Origin of the sequence: uncultured Roseibium sp. (assembly GCF_947499295.1) — a bacterium.
GTDB lineage: Bacteria > Pseudomonadota > Alphaproteobacteria > Rhizobiales > Stappiaceae > Roseibium.
Map to the genome: position 1 here is coordinate 1 of NZ_CANMNP010000004.1, position 19514 is coordinate 19514.

13 protein-coding genes, 1 tRNA gene and 1 pseudogene are annotated in these 19514 nt (G+C 55.1%); 8 read left to right on the forward strand and 7 right to left on the reverse strand.

The window, feature by feature from the left end; translation table 11 throughout:
* From Q0835_RS08325 to Q0835_RS08335, 3 genes and pseudogenes are all read left to right on the forward strand, one after another.
* Positions 1-864 (forward strand): group II intron maturase-specific domain-containing protein (locus tag Q0835_RS08325; protein WP_298960184.1); only part of this gene is annotated, 864 nt, incomplete at its 5' end.
* 67 nt (positions 865-931) lie between these two features.
* Positions 932-1498 (forward strand): annotated as a pseudogene (locus Q0835_RS08330) (DDE-type integrase/transposase/recombinase); the annotation flags it as partial.
* Positions 1499-1561: 63 nt separating this feature from the next.
* Complete coding sequence (locus tag Q0835_RS08335; RefSeq protein ID WP_298960187.1) at positions 1562-1789, forward strand: helix-turn-helix domain-containing protein; 228 nt, start codon at positions 1562-1564, stop codon at positions 1787-1789.
* 818 nt (positions 1790-2607) lie between these two features.
* Here Q0835_RS08335 and Q0835_RS08340 read toward each other — a convergent pair.
* From Q0835_RS08340 to Q0835_RS08360, 5 genes are all read right to left on the reverse strand, one after another.
* Positions 2608-3807, reverse strand: coding sequence for a hypothetical protein (locus tag Q0835_RS08340; protein ID WP_298960189.1), 1200 nt, complete (start codon positions 3805-3807; stop codon positions 2608-2610).
* 214 nt (positions 3808-4021) lie between these two features.
* Positions 4022-5782, reverse strand: coding sequence for a site-specific integrase (locus Q0835_RS08345; RefSeq protein WP_298960192.1), 1761 nt, complete (start codon positions 5780-5782; stop codon positions 4022-4024).
* Positions 5783-5881: 99 nt separating this feature from the next.
* Positions 5882-5958: transfer RNA gene (locus Q0835_RS08350), tRNA-His, on the reverse strand.
* Positions 5959-6149: 191 nt separating this feature from the next.
* A complete protein-coding gene (locus Q0835_RS08355) occupies positions 6150-6662 on the reverse strand; it encodes a phasin (RefSeq protein ID WP_298820966.1) in 513 nt (170 codons plus the stop codon).
* 371 nt (positions 6663-7033) lie between these two features.
* Positions 7034-7420, reverse strand: coding sequence for a phasin (locus tag Q0835_RS08360; RefSeq protein WP_298820969.1), 387 nt, complete (start codon positions 7418-7420; stop codon positions 7034-7036).
* Between the two features lie 267 nt (positions 7421-7687).
* Between Q0835_RS08360 and Q0835_RS08365 the strand changes: the two genes are divergently transcribed.
* From Q0835_RS08365 to ftsH, 4 genes are all read left to right on the forward strand, one after another.
* Positions 7688-12184, forward strand: coding sequence for an ATP-binding protein (locus tag Q0835_RS08365; protein ID WP_298960195.1), 4497 nt, complete (start codon positions 7688-7690; stop codon positions 12182-12184).
* A gap of 484 nt (positions 12185-12668) precedes the next feature.
* Positions 12669-13712 (forward strand): Fe(3+) ABC transporter substrate-binding protein, encoded by a 1044-nt coding sequence (locus Q0835_RS08370; protein WP_298820973.1) that lies wholly within the window; start codon positions 12669-12671, stop codon positions 13710-13712.
* Between the two features lie 111 nt (positions 13713-13823).
* The gene (locus Q0835_RS08375) at positions 13824-15512 is read left to right on the forward strand and encodes an iron ABC transporter permease (RefSeq protein WP_298960198.1); all 1689 of its coding nucleotides are present in this window, start codon (positions 13824-13826) and stop codon (positions 15510-15512) included.
* Between the two features lie 99 nt (positions 15513-15611).
* Positions 15612-17438 carry an ATP-dependent zinc metalloprotease FtsH gene (gene ftsH, locus Q0835_RS08380; protein ID WP_298960199.1) on the forward strand — a complete coding sequence of 609 codons (1827 nt, stop codon included), beginning with the start codon at positions 15612-15614 and terminating at the stop codon, positions 17436-17438.
* Positions 17439-17628: 190 nt separating this feature from the next.
* Here the strand turns inward: ftsH and Q0835_RS08385 are convergent, their stop codons facing one another.
* Together Q0835_RS08385 and Q0835_RS08390 are read right to left on the reverse strand one after the other, a co-directional pair.
* Positions 17629-18255 carry a CoA transferase subunit B gene (locus Q0835_RS08385; protein ID WP_298820980.1) on the reverse strand — a complete coding sequence of 209 codons (627 nt, stop codon included), beginning with the start codon at positions 18253-18255 and terminating at the stop codon, positions 17629-17631.
* Positions 18256-18267: 12 nt separating this feature from the next.
* Complete coding sequence (locus Q0835_RS08390; protein WP_298820982.1) at positions 18268-18963, reverse strand: CoA transferase subunit A; 696 nt, start codon at positions 18961-18963, stop codon at positions 18268-18270.
* Positions 18964-19261: 298 nt separating this feature from the next.
* Here Q0835_RS08390 and Q0835_RS08395 point away from each other — a divergent pair, with 298 nt between their 5' ends.
* On the forward strand, positions 19262-19504 hold the full coding sequence (locus Q0835_RS08395; protein ID WP_152503228.1) for a DUF6460 domain-containing protein: 243 nt from the start codon (positions 19262-19264) through the stop codon (positions 19502-19504).
* Positions 19505-19514 lie beyond the last annotated feature (10 nt).

Consider the following 19514-nt stretch of genomic DNA (forward strand, 5'->3'; position numbering starts at 1 on the left):
GTCCTGTCACCGCTCCTGTCCAACATCATGCTCCACGAGTTCGATGTCTGGCTGGAGGCGAAATACCTGAACCGGAAGGCCCGCAAGGATCGTTGGGCATGGAACTTCGGCATTCAGCAGGGACGACCCATCACGGTTCGGGAGAACCGGCAATGGAAACCTGCGATTGCCTATTGCCGCTACGCCGATGACTTCGTCGTCATCGTCAAGGGGACGAAGGCTCATGCTATGGAGATACGTGAAGAATGCCGGGCCTTTCTGGAGGACCGCCTTAAGTTGACGTTGAATATGGAGAAAACCCATATCACGCACGTCGATGACGGGTTCGTCTTTCTGGGGCACCGGATCATTCGCAAGCGAGGGTCGAACGGACGCATGTCCGTTGTCACGACAATACCCAGGGAAAAGGCCAAGGCGTTTGCCCGCAAACTCGCCGAGACCCTTTCCGGCAATCATAGTGTCAGTACGGTCGATATGATCGCCAGCCTGAACCGCCAGTTGGCGGGATGGGCGGCGTTCTACAAGTTCACCGACTTCAGGGCGTACGTCTTCCGGCGCATCGACCATGTCGTGTTCTGGAAAATGGCGCACTGGCTGGGGCGCAAGTACCGGAGTCGTATCAAACCCTTGATGCGGAAGTGGTTCAGGGCCCCAGAACCGGGCAAGGCGAAAACCTGGCTCGTTTACGGTCGCAATGAACGTGGTGAGGCCATCGGAAAAGACCTGCAACGGCTTGTCTCAAGCCCGAAGGCTCAATTCCGCTGGCGCAATCCGGAGGACAATCCATACATCTTCCGGAGTGAAGATCGCAGCACCGTCACCTCACGCTATCAGGATGTTGCAATGGCCATGGGCCAAGTTTGAATGGAGAGCCGTATGCGCTGAAAGGTGCACGTGCGGTTCGGGGAGGAGAAGCGCTACTGCGCTTCTTACTCCACTCAAGATCATTGGTTGGGGCTGGTTCTACCTGAGCACCATTCTGGACGACTTCTCGCGATACGTTGTTGCCTGGAAGCTGTGCACCACAATGACGGCAGGCGATGTCACCGACACGCTGGAACTGGCCCTCCAGGCATCCGGCTGCGATCAAGTTGCCGTTCGGCACAAACCCCGTCTGCTGTCTGACAACGGCGCCAGTTACATCTCCGGCGAGCTGGCTGAATGGCTCAACGAGCAAGGTATGGATCATGTTCGTGGAGCGCCATACCATCCGCAAACACAGGGCAAGATCGAACGCTGGCATCAAACCCTGAAGAACCGGATCCTGCTGGAAAACTACTTCCTGCCCGGTGACCTCAAAGCGAGCATTGAGCGCTTCGTCACTCACTACAATCATCACCGCTACCACGAGAGCCTCGGCAATCTCACCCCTGCCGATGTCTACTTCGGACGTGGCGAAGCCATTTTGCTCGAACGTGAAAGGATCAAACGAAACACGATCAATCAACGGCGTTTGCAATACCGCAATCAAGCCGCTCAAAATCAACCAACACGATGAGCCAGTCTCTCCGCTAAGTCACGAAGCCATCAGCCCCAAATACCCTGACGACGGACACTGGCCGTGTTCGCCGAGTTCGAGACCAACATCCGCAAGGAACGCCAGATGGACGGCATCGCCAAGGCGAAGGCCAAGGGCACCAAGTTCGGTCGCAAGCCTGCACTCACCCCTGACGTGATCGCCTCTATTAGGACGATGCGTGAGGAGGAGGATTTCACCGTGCCCCAGATCATGTCCAAGACGGGATTGTCGAAGGCTACGGTCTACAGGGCCCTGGCTACACAGGAATGACTCTCAGGAGTCCTGAGAGGCGTTTGAGTGGCTGCAGGTAGGATACCAGCCTGCAGCCTTCTGAAGGACTCCCAGAGACTCTAAAATCCCTTTCCGGCGACACGTACAGAAACATGTCATGGGCTAGAAGTTGGGATCGGTTGCTTTTGGTATGCACCCCAACCCCTTCAGCCACCTGGTGGCCAGTAGGTCTCCAAATAGGCCGCTTTGGGGCCGCCTGGGGGCATGCAACTTGGGTCCCATAGAACCGCCTCAGAGGGTCCTTCTAGGGTATTCTTGTTGGAGGTGTTACACCCTTGGTTCCTCCTCGCAAACACCTAAGGAAAACCCTCAGGTCTCAATAAGGTTGCGTAACGGATAACTTGAAAGGTTATTGGGGGCGCTGTGGTGGCTAGACTGAAGGTCTGGTTTCCTCCTTACACTCATTTCTATGGGGGGTAAGGGGGGCAACTATAGTGGCTTCCTGAAGGGGTATACCCTTAGGGGGTTAGCCATAGGGATCACTATGGTGGCACCTTAGGGACACCTGATGAATTGATCAGGTAAGGCTAAGGATTACCATATCCAGCCTATGGCATCACCTGCTGTGGAATAGTTCCTCCTGGTGGTGGAGAACCATCATCACAAGGGGCATCTGCAAGGACACCCAAGGTAAGACTGATGGATGTTTGACTGTGTCACCGAGGGAAAGGGGACACCTGCTCTCAAGCAGTCCCCTCTACCATAGTGACAACCTCGGGGAGATAGAACCCTCTATCGATCAACGTAAGTATGAGCTTGAGCGCAACGACAGGCTGCCTTGGAGATGACCTACTTGTTTACTGTCTGAAGCCCGATGCACTTGAAGTTCCTGCTTGAAGCGCACCGGTACCACAACAGACCTTCATCACATAGGTGTTCCCCAAGGTGACGAAGCTATCACTTGGGATAGCACCTTCTCGTTTCAGTCCCTTCGTCAAATGAATAGCCTGTTTCTTGTCGAACGGCTTGGAAATCGTGACCGCATACCATCCATTCGTTGCAAGGTAGACCGACAAGGGAAGATCTCTAGATGTTGCGAAACCTACTGCTTCGTGGATGTTGTCGAAACTCTTGATCTGAATGAGCCGAAGCATACCGGGTGTGGCATCGAATTGATCAACTCGTATCCACGTATGGTGCATGTACCCGGCCCGGCCCGCCACCTTTACACGATACCAGCGATCCTCTTCACCAGTGATTTGCACTGCTGCCCCGTTGGAGAAACGAAGAAGGCTATGCGCCTTCGCGTTGGGTGCCGCCTTCATTAGAACAGAACCTTTGGGGTGTCGGACACGCCCAGAGCGAGCAACCGGGATGGCAGTACCACTCGGCTCAACATAGCTGGGGATCCTAGACGCAGCAGGTGGAGAAGGTGAACTAGGCCTAGGTTGACTTGAAGGTGCGGACAACGCAGCCGTTCCCGTACCTGCTTCAGATAGCGTCACCCCATAGTCAGCCATCTCCTGCCCGGAGAGATATCTGATGTCATTCGCTTCAGTTTTGAAGGCGAGCTGCAGCAGAGCAGGGTTCACTCCCATCTCCACCATATAGCCGATGATTTCGGCAGTGACCTCCTGAACGGCAGAGACGGCCTCTTCCTTGTTGAAAGGGCTTGTCGGCGAGAATGATGACTTGTGTACACCGATAGAACCCGGATCAGCATAGCGTGTTCTGCCTCCCATGAATGCCAATGCACAAGCGGATGCGCATTCAAGTTGGCGTAGTTGGATCGTCGCCAGACCGTGTTGCCTGATAATCCGGCCAAGCTCCATTGCTTTGAAAATGTTTCCACCCTCGCTATCAAAGCCGATGACTTTGGGACGGAAAGAACGGATGGCTTTCTCGAAGTCGGACAGGTCGTCTCTAGGAGTGAAAGTGCCTTCAACGACAACATACCTTAGACCGTCGTCACCTTCGCCCGAGATGTAGCTAAGCTCAGCTCTTGCCGCAGAAGAAACAATGGTGACCAACACCATCAAGAGCAGTCGGATGATCATGGGTACTCGCTCGGATACAATTCACTGACACCGTAATTCACTGTATTCGAGCAGCTTGAGGTATTGCAACCTGACTTCGCGCTATCCGCTAACTAGACTTCGCGCTTATTTGCGACCAAGCGCTGAACCCCGGCACAGAAAACTAAGGTCCAATCGAAAAAACTACATCGGTAAGTGATCAATCGCTGGGCTGCACAATTTGCAGCAACAACGCCTATCTATCTGTTTTGCTTTGACTGAGTTTTGTGAGGAGCTGAGAATTGTCCTTCAGATGACTGAGGTCGATGCTCGAAAAGTCGATCTCGTGAACACTGTCTTCCAGCGTCCTGAAGAACACCTCGCCGTACCCGTATCTGTCGCGCTCACCTCTTTGGGCACGCCCTTGGAGAACCTCCACCATGTCCATCGGCAACCTGCCAGCCCGGCAAAAATCCTCGAAATTGTGCCTTAGGCTGTGAAAGCTAACACGCTCCCGCACGATCCCTGCTGCAAGCATACACCGCTTGAAATGCTTCGAGAATGGGCCAGAGTAACTGCCGTTAGCACCTAGCGGGGTCTCTGGGAACAATCGCTGTTCTACCGCATCTCGTCTCAACTGGACGAACTTCAAGAAGCCCAGCTTCGCCAGAGCGGGGTGGACCGGGAGGTAACGTTCGGAAGATGGTGTCTTGAGTCTCTTGTCATCACCGTCCGCGTTGATCGATAGGCAGGTGACACCGTAATTCTCGACCACATCACTCACGTAGAGCTGCAGGATCTCGTTCATCCTAGCTCCCGAGTAGAGGCTTATAAGAGGTGCCCAGTAGCGGGCATCCGTGATGGGCACATATGAACCCTCAACCTGCCACTCGCGGATCGACTTGCAGCCGACAAAGAGAGGTGAGGAGAACAGCTCCTTCAGCTCGTTCAGCGTGAAGGGATTTCGCTCGCTCTTTGCCTGACGGCGCTTGTTGGAGAGGCTGAGCCCGTCAAACATGTCCTTGCGGAGACCATCATATTGGCCCGCTGCCCAGCGCCAGAAAGACCCAACGAAGCGAAGTACCTTGTTGATGCTAGTGGTCGACATAGTTTGCATCTCAAGGGTAACTGCTGTTTCTGCAGCACGATCTATGGCTTGGCCTTTCAAGGCTGCCTTCTTCTTCCAGTTTGGTGGGAGCTTCAGCAGCACCTGCTTGAATTGTCGCGCATCGTCCTTACCGTATTGATCAATGGGCCTGTCACCACACAGCAACATGAACTGTTCAGTCCACACCCAATGCTCCTTAGCGGTCGCCTCGGTCCAATCCTCTTTGGATTTCTCCTCGATCCAGTCTCCCAGAGCGACGGACAACTTGGGGCATGCAGGCGCTACTTCGATCTCGGGCTCAGGTGTCGACACATAGTCACCCTCATTACGGCTTCTCATGTCTTTGAAGGCCTGTAGGGCGGCATCCTGCAGCGCAGCCGCAAATTGCTTGAAGGCTTTGGTGCCAGGAGACACATTGAGGTTGACCCCAGGCCAGCTTGAAACTTCATCCACTTCAGATTCGTAGAAACGGTCTACCTTGAATCGACCACGCAGCTTGCGGACATGCTCCTCGAGTTCATCCGTAGTTTCTTGCCATTCTTCAAATGTTGGTGTCGGAAGCTCGGGTTGGACTTCGTGGTCTTCTCTGAAACCATCCAAGCGCACAGCTTCGTCTTCTTCCAGCCAGTGAGCATGATAGATGGCCTTGATGGCCTGGATCTGATCGGGAGAGAGCTCATCCACGGTCGTTGCGGCAGCTCGGGCTTGTCGCGCCCGCCAGTGCTCTTCGAACCGGTTGTCGACCTCTACGGCTTTGATACGAACGCGGCGAAGAGCTTCGGTTCGATCCTTGGTCCTAAGAGAGAAGAACTCCTCGATCTTGCCATAGGTATCGACAATGTCGGCAGGTACAACGGCACGGTGGTAATAGACCGCACCACGACGGTACAAACGGGTATGACCAGACACCTTTTGCAGCCCCTTGCTGTAGCACTTTGCTGTAGCAGTGGTCGCAAGAGTGTCTTGCATATCAATAAGTTACTGATCTCAAAGACTTGAAGAGAAGAATGGTACAGACGAGTGGATTCGAACCACCGACCTTCGGAGCCACAATCCGACGCTCTAACCAACTGAGCTACGTCTGCATAAGGTCGTCAAAGTGGGGCGGACAATACTCGTCCGAACCGCCATTTGCAAGGCGTCTTCTAACGCCGTTTCGCTTTACCGGCAAGCGAGAAATTTGATGAAAAAACCTGCCTGTTGAAAAGCAAATGCCCGAGGCAAAGCCCCGGGCACATGTTGGTTCTCCGCAGCATCGCCGCAGTATCAACTTGGATTAGTTGACCTTCAATTCCTTGAAGGATTTTTCGAAAGCTTCCTTGACCGGAGCAGAAACGTCTGTGCCGAGTTTAGTGGCAAGATCCTGCATTTCCTTGGTCTGTGCGCTCATCGCATCGAACTGCTGGCGTGCGAAAGAAGACTGAAGCTCGATAGCCTCAGCAACGGTTTTCGCGGACATGATGTCTTTCACGAAGGTGAAAGCGGCATCAGTGTTGGCTTTAGCAGCGTCGACGGCTTTGTGATTGAATTCAACAACACCCTGGCGAGACGTTTCAAATGTGTCTTCCATCAGGTCAGTCGCATCTTCTGCAGCGGTTTTCACCTTTGCATATGCTTCACGTGCGTTTTCGATGCCCTTTTCAGTGGCTTCGCGGAACGCAACCGGAACTTCCATGTTAGGCATTGCGAAGGCTTCGAAATCCGGGAAAGCAACGCCGGCAACCGGTGCAGCTTTAGCCTTGGCGGCACGTGATTTCGGAGCAGCTTTTGCTGTAGTAGTCTCAGTCATGATCTCATCTCCTTGAGTCCGGATGCGATCATTGGTGCAAATTCTTTCCGCCGATCCATTCGTCGGCGGACCTTGTCGTCATCCGCAAACACTACATAGTGCAGGTCGTGTTGCATTGCAACATTTTTTTGCACTGCACAACAAAACTCCGCAAGGCTTTTCGGCGATTTTGCCGCATTCGTCTTGTCCGGCAAGGAGATACCGGAGCCGATACGGCGCGTATTTCCTAAATTGGAAACCGGCCATTGAACGTAACCGCTCTGGTCGCGCGAAATATAGAAGGCATCAATGTGGGCTCAGGTGAGCTCAATCAAGTGGTCTGGCGCGCACGGTGTTGCCCAGCGCGCCAGCCAATCTTTTAAAGGCAGATGCTATTTTTTCTGTGCGGCCTTGGTGGCGTCCTGAACGGCCTTGGTGGCGCTGTTGGAAAACTCCCGGGTCTGCTCGCCAAGGGTTTCCATCTGATTGCGCAGATAGTCCTGCTGCAACTTCATCATGTCTTCGACATTGTCTGCCTTGACCAGATCCTGTGCAAACTTGAAGGCTGCGGTGACATGTTCTTCTGCGTAGGTCAGCGCCTTCTTGTTAACGTCCGCTGCGCCCGCCTGCATCGCGTTTGCACTGTCTTCCACGTTGGTGACAGCCTTTTGGGTGGCACCCATGAAGTCATCAAATGCCTTGCGAGCCTGATCGACGCTCTTTTCGGCAAAATCGCGCATCTGCTCGGGGACTTCGAAACCGTTCTTGTCTGTGCTCATGACTGCACTCCTAAGGTCGACGGAAGAAAATTCGGGTCGGGCTCGTTGAAGACGTAGCTTACAAAAAGTTCGTAACATGGCGATGGCATTCGGGCAAACGGGCAGCGTTTCGGGTTAACCACGCCTTCATGTAAGCCCTTTAACAACATTGCTTTACATGGACGGCGTAGGCGATTGCTTGTATTAACGGAGTGTTTACCACTTGCGGCAAATTCAGCAGCCGCGTGCCCTGTCACCCGGTGTTGCAGACCAGTTTGGAGCTGAGCCATGGACGGTACGACCCAATCATTCCTGGAACTGACAGCCAAGGATGATCTGGTCCAGCTCGTCGCCGACAAAAAAGCTGCCTGGCTTTGGTCGTCGGACGGCGCGCGTATCCTTTGGGCCAACGCAGCAGGTGCGTCCTTTTTTTCCGCGCATTCCGTCCCCGACTTGAGAGGACTTGTGTCCCTTGAGCGGTCGCCGGCACGCCCGCATATCGCGCGCATTGCCGAAAGCGGTGCGACTGACAAGTTCAGCATCGACCGGCTTCGATTCTACCGAGGGCTGAGGGTCATGCTGTTGACCTGCCAATGCAAAAAACTGGAACTCGGAAACGGCGAGACCGCGGCCCTGATCGTTTGCGGCGACAAGGGCCTTATCACCACGAAAGATCCCGTTGACACGTTTGCGCAAATGGTCGCGTCAAGCACGACAACCGCATTCGTTATGTCCGGTGATCAGATCGAACATCGCATTGGTGTGCTGGAAGGTACTCCGGAAAACCCGGACTTGCCGGACGCTCAAAATGCGGTTTTCGGGCCTTTGACAATTAATGGCGGACTGCATGAAGGTGCCGCCCTTGATCTTGGGATCGGTCAGAAGCTGATCGTTCTAAGCGATACGCCGCTATTAGATGACGATCCAGAGGACGCTGAACCCGGTCTTGAGGCCTTGTCCGGTGGAGCCATTTTGGCAGCTGGAGCAGGCACAGCCGCGCTCGCTGCGGATCCAGCCTCACCGGTACAAGCCGGGGATGATTTGGCCACCGATCCTGAAGACCCCACCCAGTCTGATCCTGTGAGCGAAACTCCGCCTCGGGATTCAGAAACCGACGGTTCCCGCAGTGCGGAGAACGAGAGCGATACCTCCGCATGGGTGCGTGCCGACGCGGAAGAGGTCGACACGGACACGGAAAGCAGTGTTTCTGAACTGGACTCGCCTGCAGACGATGCCGATGCAATCGCAAAGGCCGAACCTGGTGAACCAGAGGCCAAGACAGCCGAAGTTGCGAGCGAAACCGATAGCTACGAAAGCGACGGATCCGATGGCGGCACGGACACCGAGGCCGAAGAACCTGAGCCGGAAGACATTGCGGACAGCGCTGAAACTGCCGGGCAATTTGTATTTCAGCCGCTCCGGCGGCCGGTACGCTTTGCCTGGAAGATGGACATCGAGCAGCGCTTCACATTCCTCTCCGATGAGTTTGCCGACGTTTTGGGCCCGGCTGCGACAGACATTGTCGGCAAAACGTGGGCCGAAGTCGCCAGTGTGTTCGATCTTGACCCACGCGGCCAAATTGCAAGAGCTTTGGACCGGCGCGACACCTGGAGCGGAAAGACCGTCGACTGGCCAGTAACCGGCGCGGCATTGCGCGTTCCCGTAGACATGGCCGCCCTGCCCGCTTTTGACCGCCATCGGAAATTCGAGGGGTATCGTGGCTTCGGCGTTTGCCGTTCGGCCGATGCCGTTCAAGACCAAAACGGCTTGGTTGTCGCCACGGCGGGAGCCATTCTGGCAAACAATGCAAACAACGTTGGAGATCACACTGCAGCAAGCGTCGCCGACGTGGATGATACCCTCGAAGACGAATTTGAGAGTAATCCGGATACGATAACTTCCTCAAATGATGAAGCCCTTGCAGACGCAGATGTAGATGCAGATGTTTCTGAAGAAAACACTGAGGTTGTCAATTCCGGCACTTCAGAAGAATCCGGCGAGGCATTGCCCTCCGACGACGACTTAGAAATCGAAGCCCACACCGATACCCAAGGTGCCGAGGACCTGGATACTCTCGAACAAGACAGTGAAAACCAGGAAACCGCAAACGGGATTGCGACCGATGATGCTGGATCCAATCCAGAACCAGAGAACCTCCACGAATTGAAGCCGGCACAACCGGATTCTTTTGCTGGAAAAACTTTTCTTGGTGCAAGTGCGGCTGCGCTTGTCGGCTCGCTGGCAAAATTCACCGGAAAGTCTTCCAAAGAAACGCCTGAAGAGCCGACACCTCTCCCGGAGCCCGATAATTCTGATGAATTGACCGGTGAGCCGCTCTCCCTGACCGAAGAGTTGCAGCAGGTGGCTGCGGCATTGGACAAAAGTGACCAGCAAGGCTCTGATGCGCAAGAGATCGACGCCGATCCAGACGAAGACACTAATTTGGAAGTTGCCGGGTCCCACGACACCGTAGACGGCACCAATGACATAACCGAGGTTGCCGAGACCCTCGGGGACGATGAGGCTGAGCAAGAAACACCTGACGATCAATCGGCCGACGAAAATCTCACAGCTGCAGCCGATAGCGCCGGTACAGATGACCATGGCAACGCCGAACCGGCACCCCAGACCGACGACAAGATATCTTCGGATCAGCACCTGGAAGACGCGGAAAGCAAGAGCGAAGCTGACGCTGAAGTTCAAGAAGACGAACCGCTCGGCATTTCAGGTCCGGCGGCTCTCAAGCCAGCTGAAATCGAAAGCGCCGTAAAATCGTTGGCAAAGACCTACAAGGCCAACGAAAAATCAACGGCCGACCTCTTCGACAATGGCGACGCTACTGCTGACACCTCCAGTGAGCAACAAGAGACGAGCCGGGAACCCGACAATGCCGATGAAGACACTCTGAGCGATGACACCGATGCGTCAGAAATCGCTGCGGAAAAGGACACTCAGCAAAGCAATACCGACGAGCAAGATTTCTTCGAAGAAACAGCGGCCTTCGAGCAGGAAGACAAGGCCATAGAAGCTGATGACGTTGATGAGCCGGAGCCGCAAAAAACCGGCGAAGTCATTCCGCTCGCAACGGTGAGGCCTCGCGTGGTACCGGTCGACACATCTGGCCTTTCGCGGCCTGAACGACAGGCCTTCCGCAAGATTGCGGAAGCACTCGGCGCGCGCCTGGAAGGCGATCTCGGAGACTTTGAAGAACCGGATCCCGTTCAAGAACCTGAAGAAGAGCTTCCGCCTGAAATGCCTGAAGCGGGACCGATTGATCCCAGCCTTCTGGACCGACTGCCGATTGGCATTTCAATCGTACATGAGCGAGAAGTGCTTTATGCAAACAAGGCACTTCTGACGATGATCGGTTACAAGACGACAGCCACTTTGTCGGAGGCCGGCGGTCTGGAAGCTCTTTTCATTGACGACACCGAAGATCTGCCGGATGCAGAAGGCATGGACGGCGAAGTCGATGAGGCAATGAAGCTTCGCCTTGCCGATGGCGGCGTCCTGAATGTCGACGCTCACATGCATTCCGTTCCCTGGAACGGAGGCTACGGCCTGATGATCTCGATCACAGAACGTCCGATGAAGGCAACCGTGCCAGCCACGGCACCGACCTCACCCAACTTTTTTGCCGAAGTGCGCGGCGAACTCGACACGGCCCGCAACCAGATTGCCGAGATGGACACCATCCTGGAAACGGCAACCGACGGTGTGCTTGTGCTCGATCAACGCGGAACCATTCTCAAGGTCAATGGATCAGCTGAGGCCCTTTTCAGCGCGAACCGTGCAGATATGATTGGCGCGCCCTTCACCGAATTCCTTGCACCGGAAAGCCATCGGGCGGCCGCGGACTATCTGGACGGGCTGTCGCGAAACGGTGTTGCCAGTATTCTCAATGACGGCCGTGAAGTGCTTGGCAAAGTGCCAAGCGGAGGACTGATCCCGCTCTTCATGACCATGGGCCGCATCACGAACGGTCAGGATGAGGCAAAGTATTGCGCCGTGCTCCGCGACATAACCCAATGGAAGACGGCTGAAGAAGAGCTGACGCAGGCCAAGCGTCAGGCCGAAGACGCAAGCTCGGCCAAATCCGACTTTCTGGCCAAGATCAGCCATGAAATTCGCACGCCTCTAAATGCGATTATCGGGTTTTCCGAGGTAATGATGGAGGAGCGTTTCGGCGCCATCGGAAACGACCGTTACAAGGACTATCTGAAGGACATCCGTACATCCGGTTCCCACATCATGAGCCTGATCAACGATCTTCTGGACCTTTCCAAGATCGAGGCGGGCAAGCTGGACTTGAAGTTCACGGCCGTTTCGACAAACGATGTCATCAACGAGTGCGTGGCGCTGATGCAGCCACAGGCCAATCGGGACAGGGTCATCATAAGAGCCAGCCTTCCGGACTCCGTTCCGGAAGTCGTGGCCGATCCACGTTCCCTGCGCCAGATCGTTCTCAACTTGCTTTCGAATGCCATCAAGTACAACAAATCCGGCGGACAGGTGATTTTGTCGACGGCTCTTGAAAGCAATGGTGAGGTCGCCTTGCGTGTGCGCGATACGGGTACGGGCATGACCGCAAAGCAGCTTGCTGCGGCGCTTGAACCTTTCCGGCAACTGCACACAGCCAGCCGCGGCGGTGGCACCGGCCTGGGGCTTCCCCTGACCAAGGCGCTTGTTGAAGCCAATCGAGCGAGCTTCCATATCGATTCCACTCCCGATCAGGGCACATTGGTGGAAATCATTTTCCCCACGCAGCGGGTCCTGTCGGAGTAGCGGCTGCTGCAAGGCAGGAGCCGGGAATTGCGCCTGATGGCTGTACCGGTCAATCGTCCACCGACGCTTTTGAGCAGCTCTATGACAGCGCACTTGCCGATTGCCTCTGCAAGCAGCCGGATATCTTGGCGCCGGTCGGACCAACACGCTTTCTGCCTCAACGGGTAACAGTGCCGGACGAGGTTTCCTTTGCGCTCTCTCAGGGCTGAAACGAATTGCCGCAGGCCTAGCTCACGTTTTCGTGAACACTTCCATATGCTTTGGTCACCACTCGCACATAACAAAAGTCGAGTTTTAAACTCCTGTTTTTATTCCCGTTTTTGGCCGAATAGTGGAGACAAAAACTCCAGTTAGTTTTGAATCATTCTAAACTATTGATTTTACTGAACTTATTGACTTGAATGCGGTATCGCGACATATTCCGGGCACTCGATGAGCACAACTTGTCGAAACGAAACAACCAACCAGAAACTGGGAGAGTTTCATGCGCTCCACTCTTCGCGCCCTTACAGGTGCGTTTGCGATGACCACAGCAACCTTCGCCGCAGCTCCGGCTTTTGCCGATGGTGAGGTGAATATCTATTCCTACCGCCAGCCGTTCCTGATCCAACCGCTGCTGGATGCATTTACAGCTGAGACCGGCGTCAAAACCAATGTGGTCTTTGCCTCCAAGGGTCTTGGTGAGCGCATGGCTGCCGAAGGTGCGAACTCACCGGCAGATGTTCTCCTGACGGTCGATATCGGTCGCCTGGACGGCGCTAAACAGCTCGGCGTCACCCAGCCAGTAGCTTCAGATGTGGTGAATGAAAATATTCCGGCCCAATACCGTGATCCGGAAGGTCACTGGATCGGCCTGACCAATCGTGCACGGATCATCTATGCGTCCAAGGATCGTGTCAGCCAGGACAGCATCACTTACGAAGAGCTCTCAGACCCGAAATGGAATGGCAAGCTCTGCACCCGTTCCGGTCAGCATGTCTACACCATCGGATTGATTGCATCGATGGTCGCACACCACGGCGAGGAAAAGACCGAAGAGTGGCTGGCAGGTGTACGCGATAACCTTGCGCGCAAGCCGGCTGGCAATGACCGCGCACAGGTGAAAGCAATCTTTGCTGGCGAGTGCGACATCTCCATCGGCAACACCTATTACATGGGCAAGATGGAAACCAACGACAAAGAGCCGGAGCAAAAGGAATGGGCGGAAAGCGTTCGCATTCTCTTCCCGAACTCCGCCGATCGCGGCAGCCATGTCAACCTCGCCGGTGTCGTTCTGGCAAAACATGCCCCGAACAAGGACAACGCTGTCAAGCTGATTGAATTCCTGACGTCGGAAAATGCGCAGAAGATCTATGCAGAAACCAATTTCGAGTATCCAGTGACCCCGGGTGTCGAGGTTTCGGAGCGGGTCAAGAGCTGGGGTGAGCTGAAGCCGGATGCGCTCTCGCTCGACGATGTGGCCAAAAACCGCAAAACCGCCAGTGAACTCGTCGATAAAGTCGGTTTCGACGACGGTCCGGCGTCCTGAGCCTGTCGCATTGGCACCAACATCAAGCGCCGCCTTCCAGCGGCGCTTTTTGCTTTTTTGTCTTTTTGCCGCTAGAGCTTTTGCGAAGCATTATCAACTAGAAGATCCGCTTTGCTGCGCACGCCCACCCTCACCTTTGCAGACCGTTTCTGGCAAGTCGCTGCGCTGCTGATTGCATCTTTGGTGCTGTTGCCTCTCGGCGCCATTGTTGTCATCGCCTTCACGCCGGCAACAGAGGTCTGGGTTCACCTTTTGCGCACCGTTCTGCCGGGTGCGACGCAAACCACATTGCTTTTGATGCTCGGCGTCGGTCTGACCACCGGCGTTACCGGCGTCCTGACAGCATGGCTCGTCACGATGTGCAATTTTCCGGGACGCAGGATCCTGGATTGGGCACTTCTCGTACCGCTTGCCGTTCCTACCTATATTGTCGCCTTCGCTTATGTGGAAATTCTCGACTACACGGGGCCGGTACAAAGCCTGATCCGCGATATATTCGGGTTCAAAACCTCTAGAGACTACTGGTTTCCTGAAATCCGATCCCTTGGCGGTGCGATCTTCGTGATGGGTGCGGTCCTCTATCCTTATGTCTATCTCACCACCCGCGCGAGCTTTCTGATCCAGTCCGCATCCACATTGGATGTTTCGCGTACGCTTGGCGCCTCACCTTATGGTCTCTTCTTTCGCATAGCGCTGCCGCTGGCGCGCCCGGCCATTGCCATTGGCGTGTCCCTGGCGCTTATGGAATGCTTGAACGACATAGGCGCGGTGACATTCTTTGGCGTCAAGACGCTGACTTTTTCAGTTTACGACACCTGGCTCAACAGATCGAGCCTGGGCGGCGCGGCCCAGCTCGCTTTGGCAATGCTGCTGATGGTGTTCCTGCTGTTGTGGCTGGAGCGCTTCGGCCGTCGCAAGCAGCGCTTTGACAGTGGCGGTGGTTCCAAACAGCGGCCTCCAACCCGCTTCGATCTGAATGGCTGGCAGGCGGCGCTTGCGCTCGTACTATGCCTGACACCGATCCTTGTCGGCTTCGTTGTACCGGGTCTTCTGCTTGCTGATCGCGCAAGCCGTCGTCTCGACGATCTCTTTTCCGATGGTTTTCTTCAAACCGTCTGGAACAGTTTCAGCCTTGCAGCCGTTGCTGCGCTGCTGACGGTGGTTATCTCTGTGTCTCTTGCCTATGCCCTGCGTCTCAACTCAAAGGGTCCGTTGAAGATGGCCGTTCGCCTGGCCTCAATCGGATATGCGATCCCCGGCACGGTGCTGGCGATCGGCATTCTCATTCCACTCGCAAATTTCGACAATTTTCTCGATGCGAGAATGGAAAGCTGGTTCAACATCAATACTGGTCTGTTGCTGCTCGGTAGCGGCACGGGCCTCGTCTATGCCTATGTGGTCCGGTTTCTGGCCGTCTCGTATGGGCAGGTGGAGGGTGGCTTCGGCAGGATCACCCCTCACCTGGACATGGCATCACGAACGCTTGGAAGAAATAGCGGCCAAACGCTGACCCAGGTGCACCTTCCGATCCTAAAGCCGGTGTTGCTGTCGGCAGCGCTCCTCAGTTTCGTTGATTGCATGAAGGAGCTTCCGGCAACAATTCTTCTGCGACCCTTCAATTTCGAAACACTGGCGACGACCGTGTTCGAAGCAGCTTCCAGAGAAGCATTTGAAGAAGCGGCTTTGCCTTCGCTTGCGATCGTGCTCGTCGGGTTGATCCCTGTGATTTACCTTGCACGTTCCAGCGCGTCATCATTCCGGACCAAACTGTCCACCCGCCAGATCGGTCCCGCAACCTGACAAATGCCTTCAGGCCCGGCGACGATGCGAGCTTGACAGCACGTGGTCGAGTCGTCCCAATGGCACCATTCTTTCTGCACATTCTCAGGACGTTCTTCCATGGAAAAGAAACACCAGATCAATCTTTGGTACGCCTTTGCGGCGATGATGCTGGTGCTCCTGTTTCAGAGCTGGTGGACCACATACAAGAATGTCGAACCCATTCCCTACAGCCAGTTCGAGCAGTATCTCAAAGACAAGAAGATCGAAGAGATCTCCGTCAAGGAAAACACGATCCAGGGCAAGTTCAAGGAGCCCCTGAAGGACGGAAGGCAGTATTTTGTCACCACCCGCGTCGACATCCCCCTCGCTGAAGAGCTGACAAAGTACGACGTCAAGTTCGAGGGGGTCGTCCAGAGCACATTCTTGAAGGACATCCTTTCGTGGGTTCTGCCTGTGTTGCTGCTTTTCGGGCTCTGGATGTTCTTCATCCGGCGGTTCGCGGAAAAACAGGGTATCGGCGGCATGATGACCGTCGGCAAATCCAAGGCCAAGGTTTATGTCGAAACAGATGTCAATGTGCGCTTCACCAATGTGGCCGGTGTCGACGAAGCCAAGCGGGAGCTGAAGGAAGTCGTCGACTTCCTGAAAGACCCGAAGGACTATGGCCGCCTGGGCGCACACGTTCCCAAGGGCATTCTGCTGGTTGGCCCTCCCGGAACCGGCAAGACCCTGCTTGCAAGAGCAGTTGCAGGAGAAGCCGGTGTGCCTTTCTTTTCTATTTCCGGCTCGGAATTTGTCGAAATGTTCGTCGGCGTCGGGGCAGCCCGCGTGCGCGATCTGTTTGAGCAAGCCCGCAAGGCTGCCCCTGCCATTATCTTCATTGACGAACTGGACGCCCTGGGGCGCGCGCGCTCCAGCGGCGCAATGGGTACAAACGATGAGAAGGAACAGACGCTCAACCAGCTCCTGACGGAGCTTGACGGCTTTGATCCTACCAGCGGCATCATTCTGCTGGCGGCGACCAACAGGCCCGAAATTCTGGATCCCGCGCTTTTGCGTGCAGGGCGTTTTGACAGACAGGTTCTGGTTGACCGGCCGGACAAGCCCGGCCGCCGGGCAATTCTGGACGTTCATGTCAAGAAAATCGTTCTGGCCGAAGACACCGATCTCGATCAGATTGCCCAGCTCACCGCAGGTTTTTCAGGTGCGGATCTCGCCACCCTCGTCAACGAGGCCGCCTTGCTTGCAACGCGGCGCAAGGCTGATGCCGTTACACTCCAGGATTTCAATGAAGCCGTGGAACGTGTGGTCGCGGGCCTTGAGAAACGCAGCCGCATCCTTTCTGACAAGGAACGCAATACGGTCGCCTTTCACGAAATGGGTCATGCTCTGGTGGCAGCCAATCTTGAAGGATGCGATCCGGTTCACAAGATCTCAATCATTCCACGTGGCGTCGGTGCGTTGGGATACACGATGCAGCGACCGACCGAAGACCGGTTTCTTCTGTCGAGCCAGGATCTGGAACACCGGATGGCTGTGTTGATGGGCGGCAGAGCTGCAGAAGAGATCGTCTTTGGCGAGATATCTACCGGTGCTTCGGACGACCTCCAGAAGGTGACGGAAATCGCCCGCGACATGGTCATGCGCTACGGCATGGAGACCGACCTCGGCAACCGCGTCTATTCCGCGCAAAGGCAGAATTTCCTTGGACAACCAGCCGGAGATGTCGTTGAGGTTTCCAACGAAACACAGCGCGAGATCGACCTGGCAATCAAGACCCGCGTCGAAACGGCCTTTGGTCGCGCCAAGGAATTGCTCACCTCACACCGGACGGAACTTGATGAGGGTGCGAACCTGCTCCTCACCAAGGAAACTCTGACCGATCAGGATTTTCCGGCAATCCGCCCGATTGCCGAACGGCAGGACAGCACCGCAACTCAATGACAGTGTTGCAGTTGAAAAGGTGAAACGCGACCGCAAGTTCAGCCGGTCAGGCACGGCCGCCTTGAAAGCTGTGCCGGTGTTCAGGTGACCTGGTTTGATGCAGCCGCAAGGCGCACTCAAAAAAGCACCCGCAAATTGCGGGTGCCTTGTCATTTCATCGAGCATTTGAAAAGGGCTGGAATTGCAGCGGCTAAACCAGCGTTGCCAAGGTTTTCTTCTTGACCTCGTCGAGTGTCACGTCAGGTGCAAGCTCGACCACTTTCAGACCACCTTCCACGACATCGAAAACGCCGAGATTGGTGATGATCCTGTCGACGCAGTGCACCCCCGTAAGGGGCAGCGAGCACTCTTTCAAAAGCTTAGGATCGCCCGCTTTTGACGTATGGTCCATGATCACGACAACCCGTTTGACACCGGCAACCAGATCCATGGCACCGCCCATGCCCTTGACCATTTTGCCTGGGATCATCCAGTTGGCGAGGTCACCGGTTTCGGCCACTTCCATCGCTCCGAGGATCGACAGGTCAATGTGGCCACCGCGGATCATGCCAAAGCTGTCCGCAGAGGAAAAATAGCTGGTCTGCGGCAGTTCGGTAATGGTCTGCTTGCCGGCGTTGATCAGGTCGGCGTCAACTTCGTCTTCCGTCGGGAAAGGTCCCATGCCGAGCATGCCGTTTTCCGACTGAAGGGTCACATGAACACCTTCGGGAATGTAGTTCGAAACCAGCGTCGGAATGCCGATGCCAAGGTTTACGTAGAAACCGTCTTCAAGCTCTTGCGCAGCGCGCTGTGCCATATCATCACGTGTCCAGGCCATGATGTGTCTCCTTTAGGCTGCGCGCGTCGTGCGCTTTTCGATACGTTTTTCGTGGTTGCCCACAATGATGCGGTCAACAAAAATGCCCGCGGTGTGGATGTTGTCTGGGTCCAGTTCGCCTACTTCAACCAGTTCTTCCACTTCGACCACACACATCTTACCGGCTGTTGCCATCATCGGATTGAAGTTTCGGGCGGTCTTGCGGTAGGTGAGGTTGCCTTCCTTGTCGGCTTTCCATGCCTTCACAAGCGATACATCGGCGACAAGCCCTGTCTCCAGCACATAGGTTTCGCCGTTGAAATCCTTGAGTTCCTTGCCTTCAGCAATCAGCGTACCTACACCGGTTTTGGTATAGAAGCCGGGAATACCGGCACCACCAGCGCGAATGCGTTCAGCCAGCGTGCCCTGTGGGTTGAATTCCAGTTCCAGCTCACCGTTCAGATACTGTTTTTCGAAAGTTGCGTTTTCACCGACATAAGATGAAACCATCTTCTTGATCTGACGGGTTTGCAGCAGCAGACCCAGGCCAAAATCGTCGACGCCGGCATTGTTGGAGATCGCGGTGATGTCTTTTGCGCCGGAGTCCCGTAGTGCCACAATCAAGTTTTCCGGAATGCCGCACAGACCGAACCCACCGGCCATCACAGTCATGCCGTCAAAGGTCTGGCCTTCAAGCGCTGCCTTTGCGTCCGGATAAATTTTGTTCATCTTTCACTCCCAATAAAGACCGCAGGTGCGTGAGCGGCACATTCGCTGCTTGGTTCTCCGTGGTCAAGATGTCTTTGCCGCATTGCAGCGAAAAACATGAATGCACTGTCACTTAATCGATTTGGCCGTTTACCAAGCCTGCAATCGAGCGGTTTGCGGCATGTCTTCCCGATTTTCTGCCAAGTTGTTTATGGTATGTAAATTGTTAAAGCAAAGAATTCCGAAGTGCCGATGCATGGGGCTGGGGTGGTTTCCTGCACAGCGCCAACAAAACCTGCTCTGAAAGAAAACGATAGCTGTGTATCAGTTCCTGTCGACAGTCTTCAAAATCGCTGTCATTTCCCTGCTCGTCGGGGCGGGACTGTCGTTTGTCAATATTACGGCCGTGGACATTCTGGGTTCTGTCGGCCTCAGCCCGATGCAGCTCTGGATCTATCTGTTGGAATTCTGGGACTGGGCCGTCCCGAATATGATCCTCGGAGCTTTCATCGTGGTGCCGGTCTGGCTGGTAATCTATCTGTTCAAGCCCCCCAGGGCCTGAACAGCAAAGA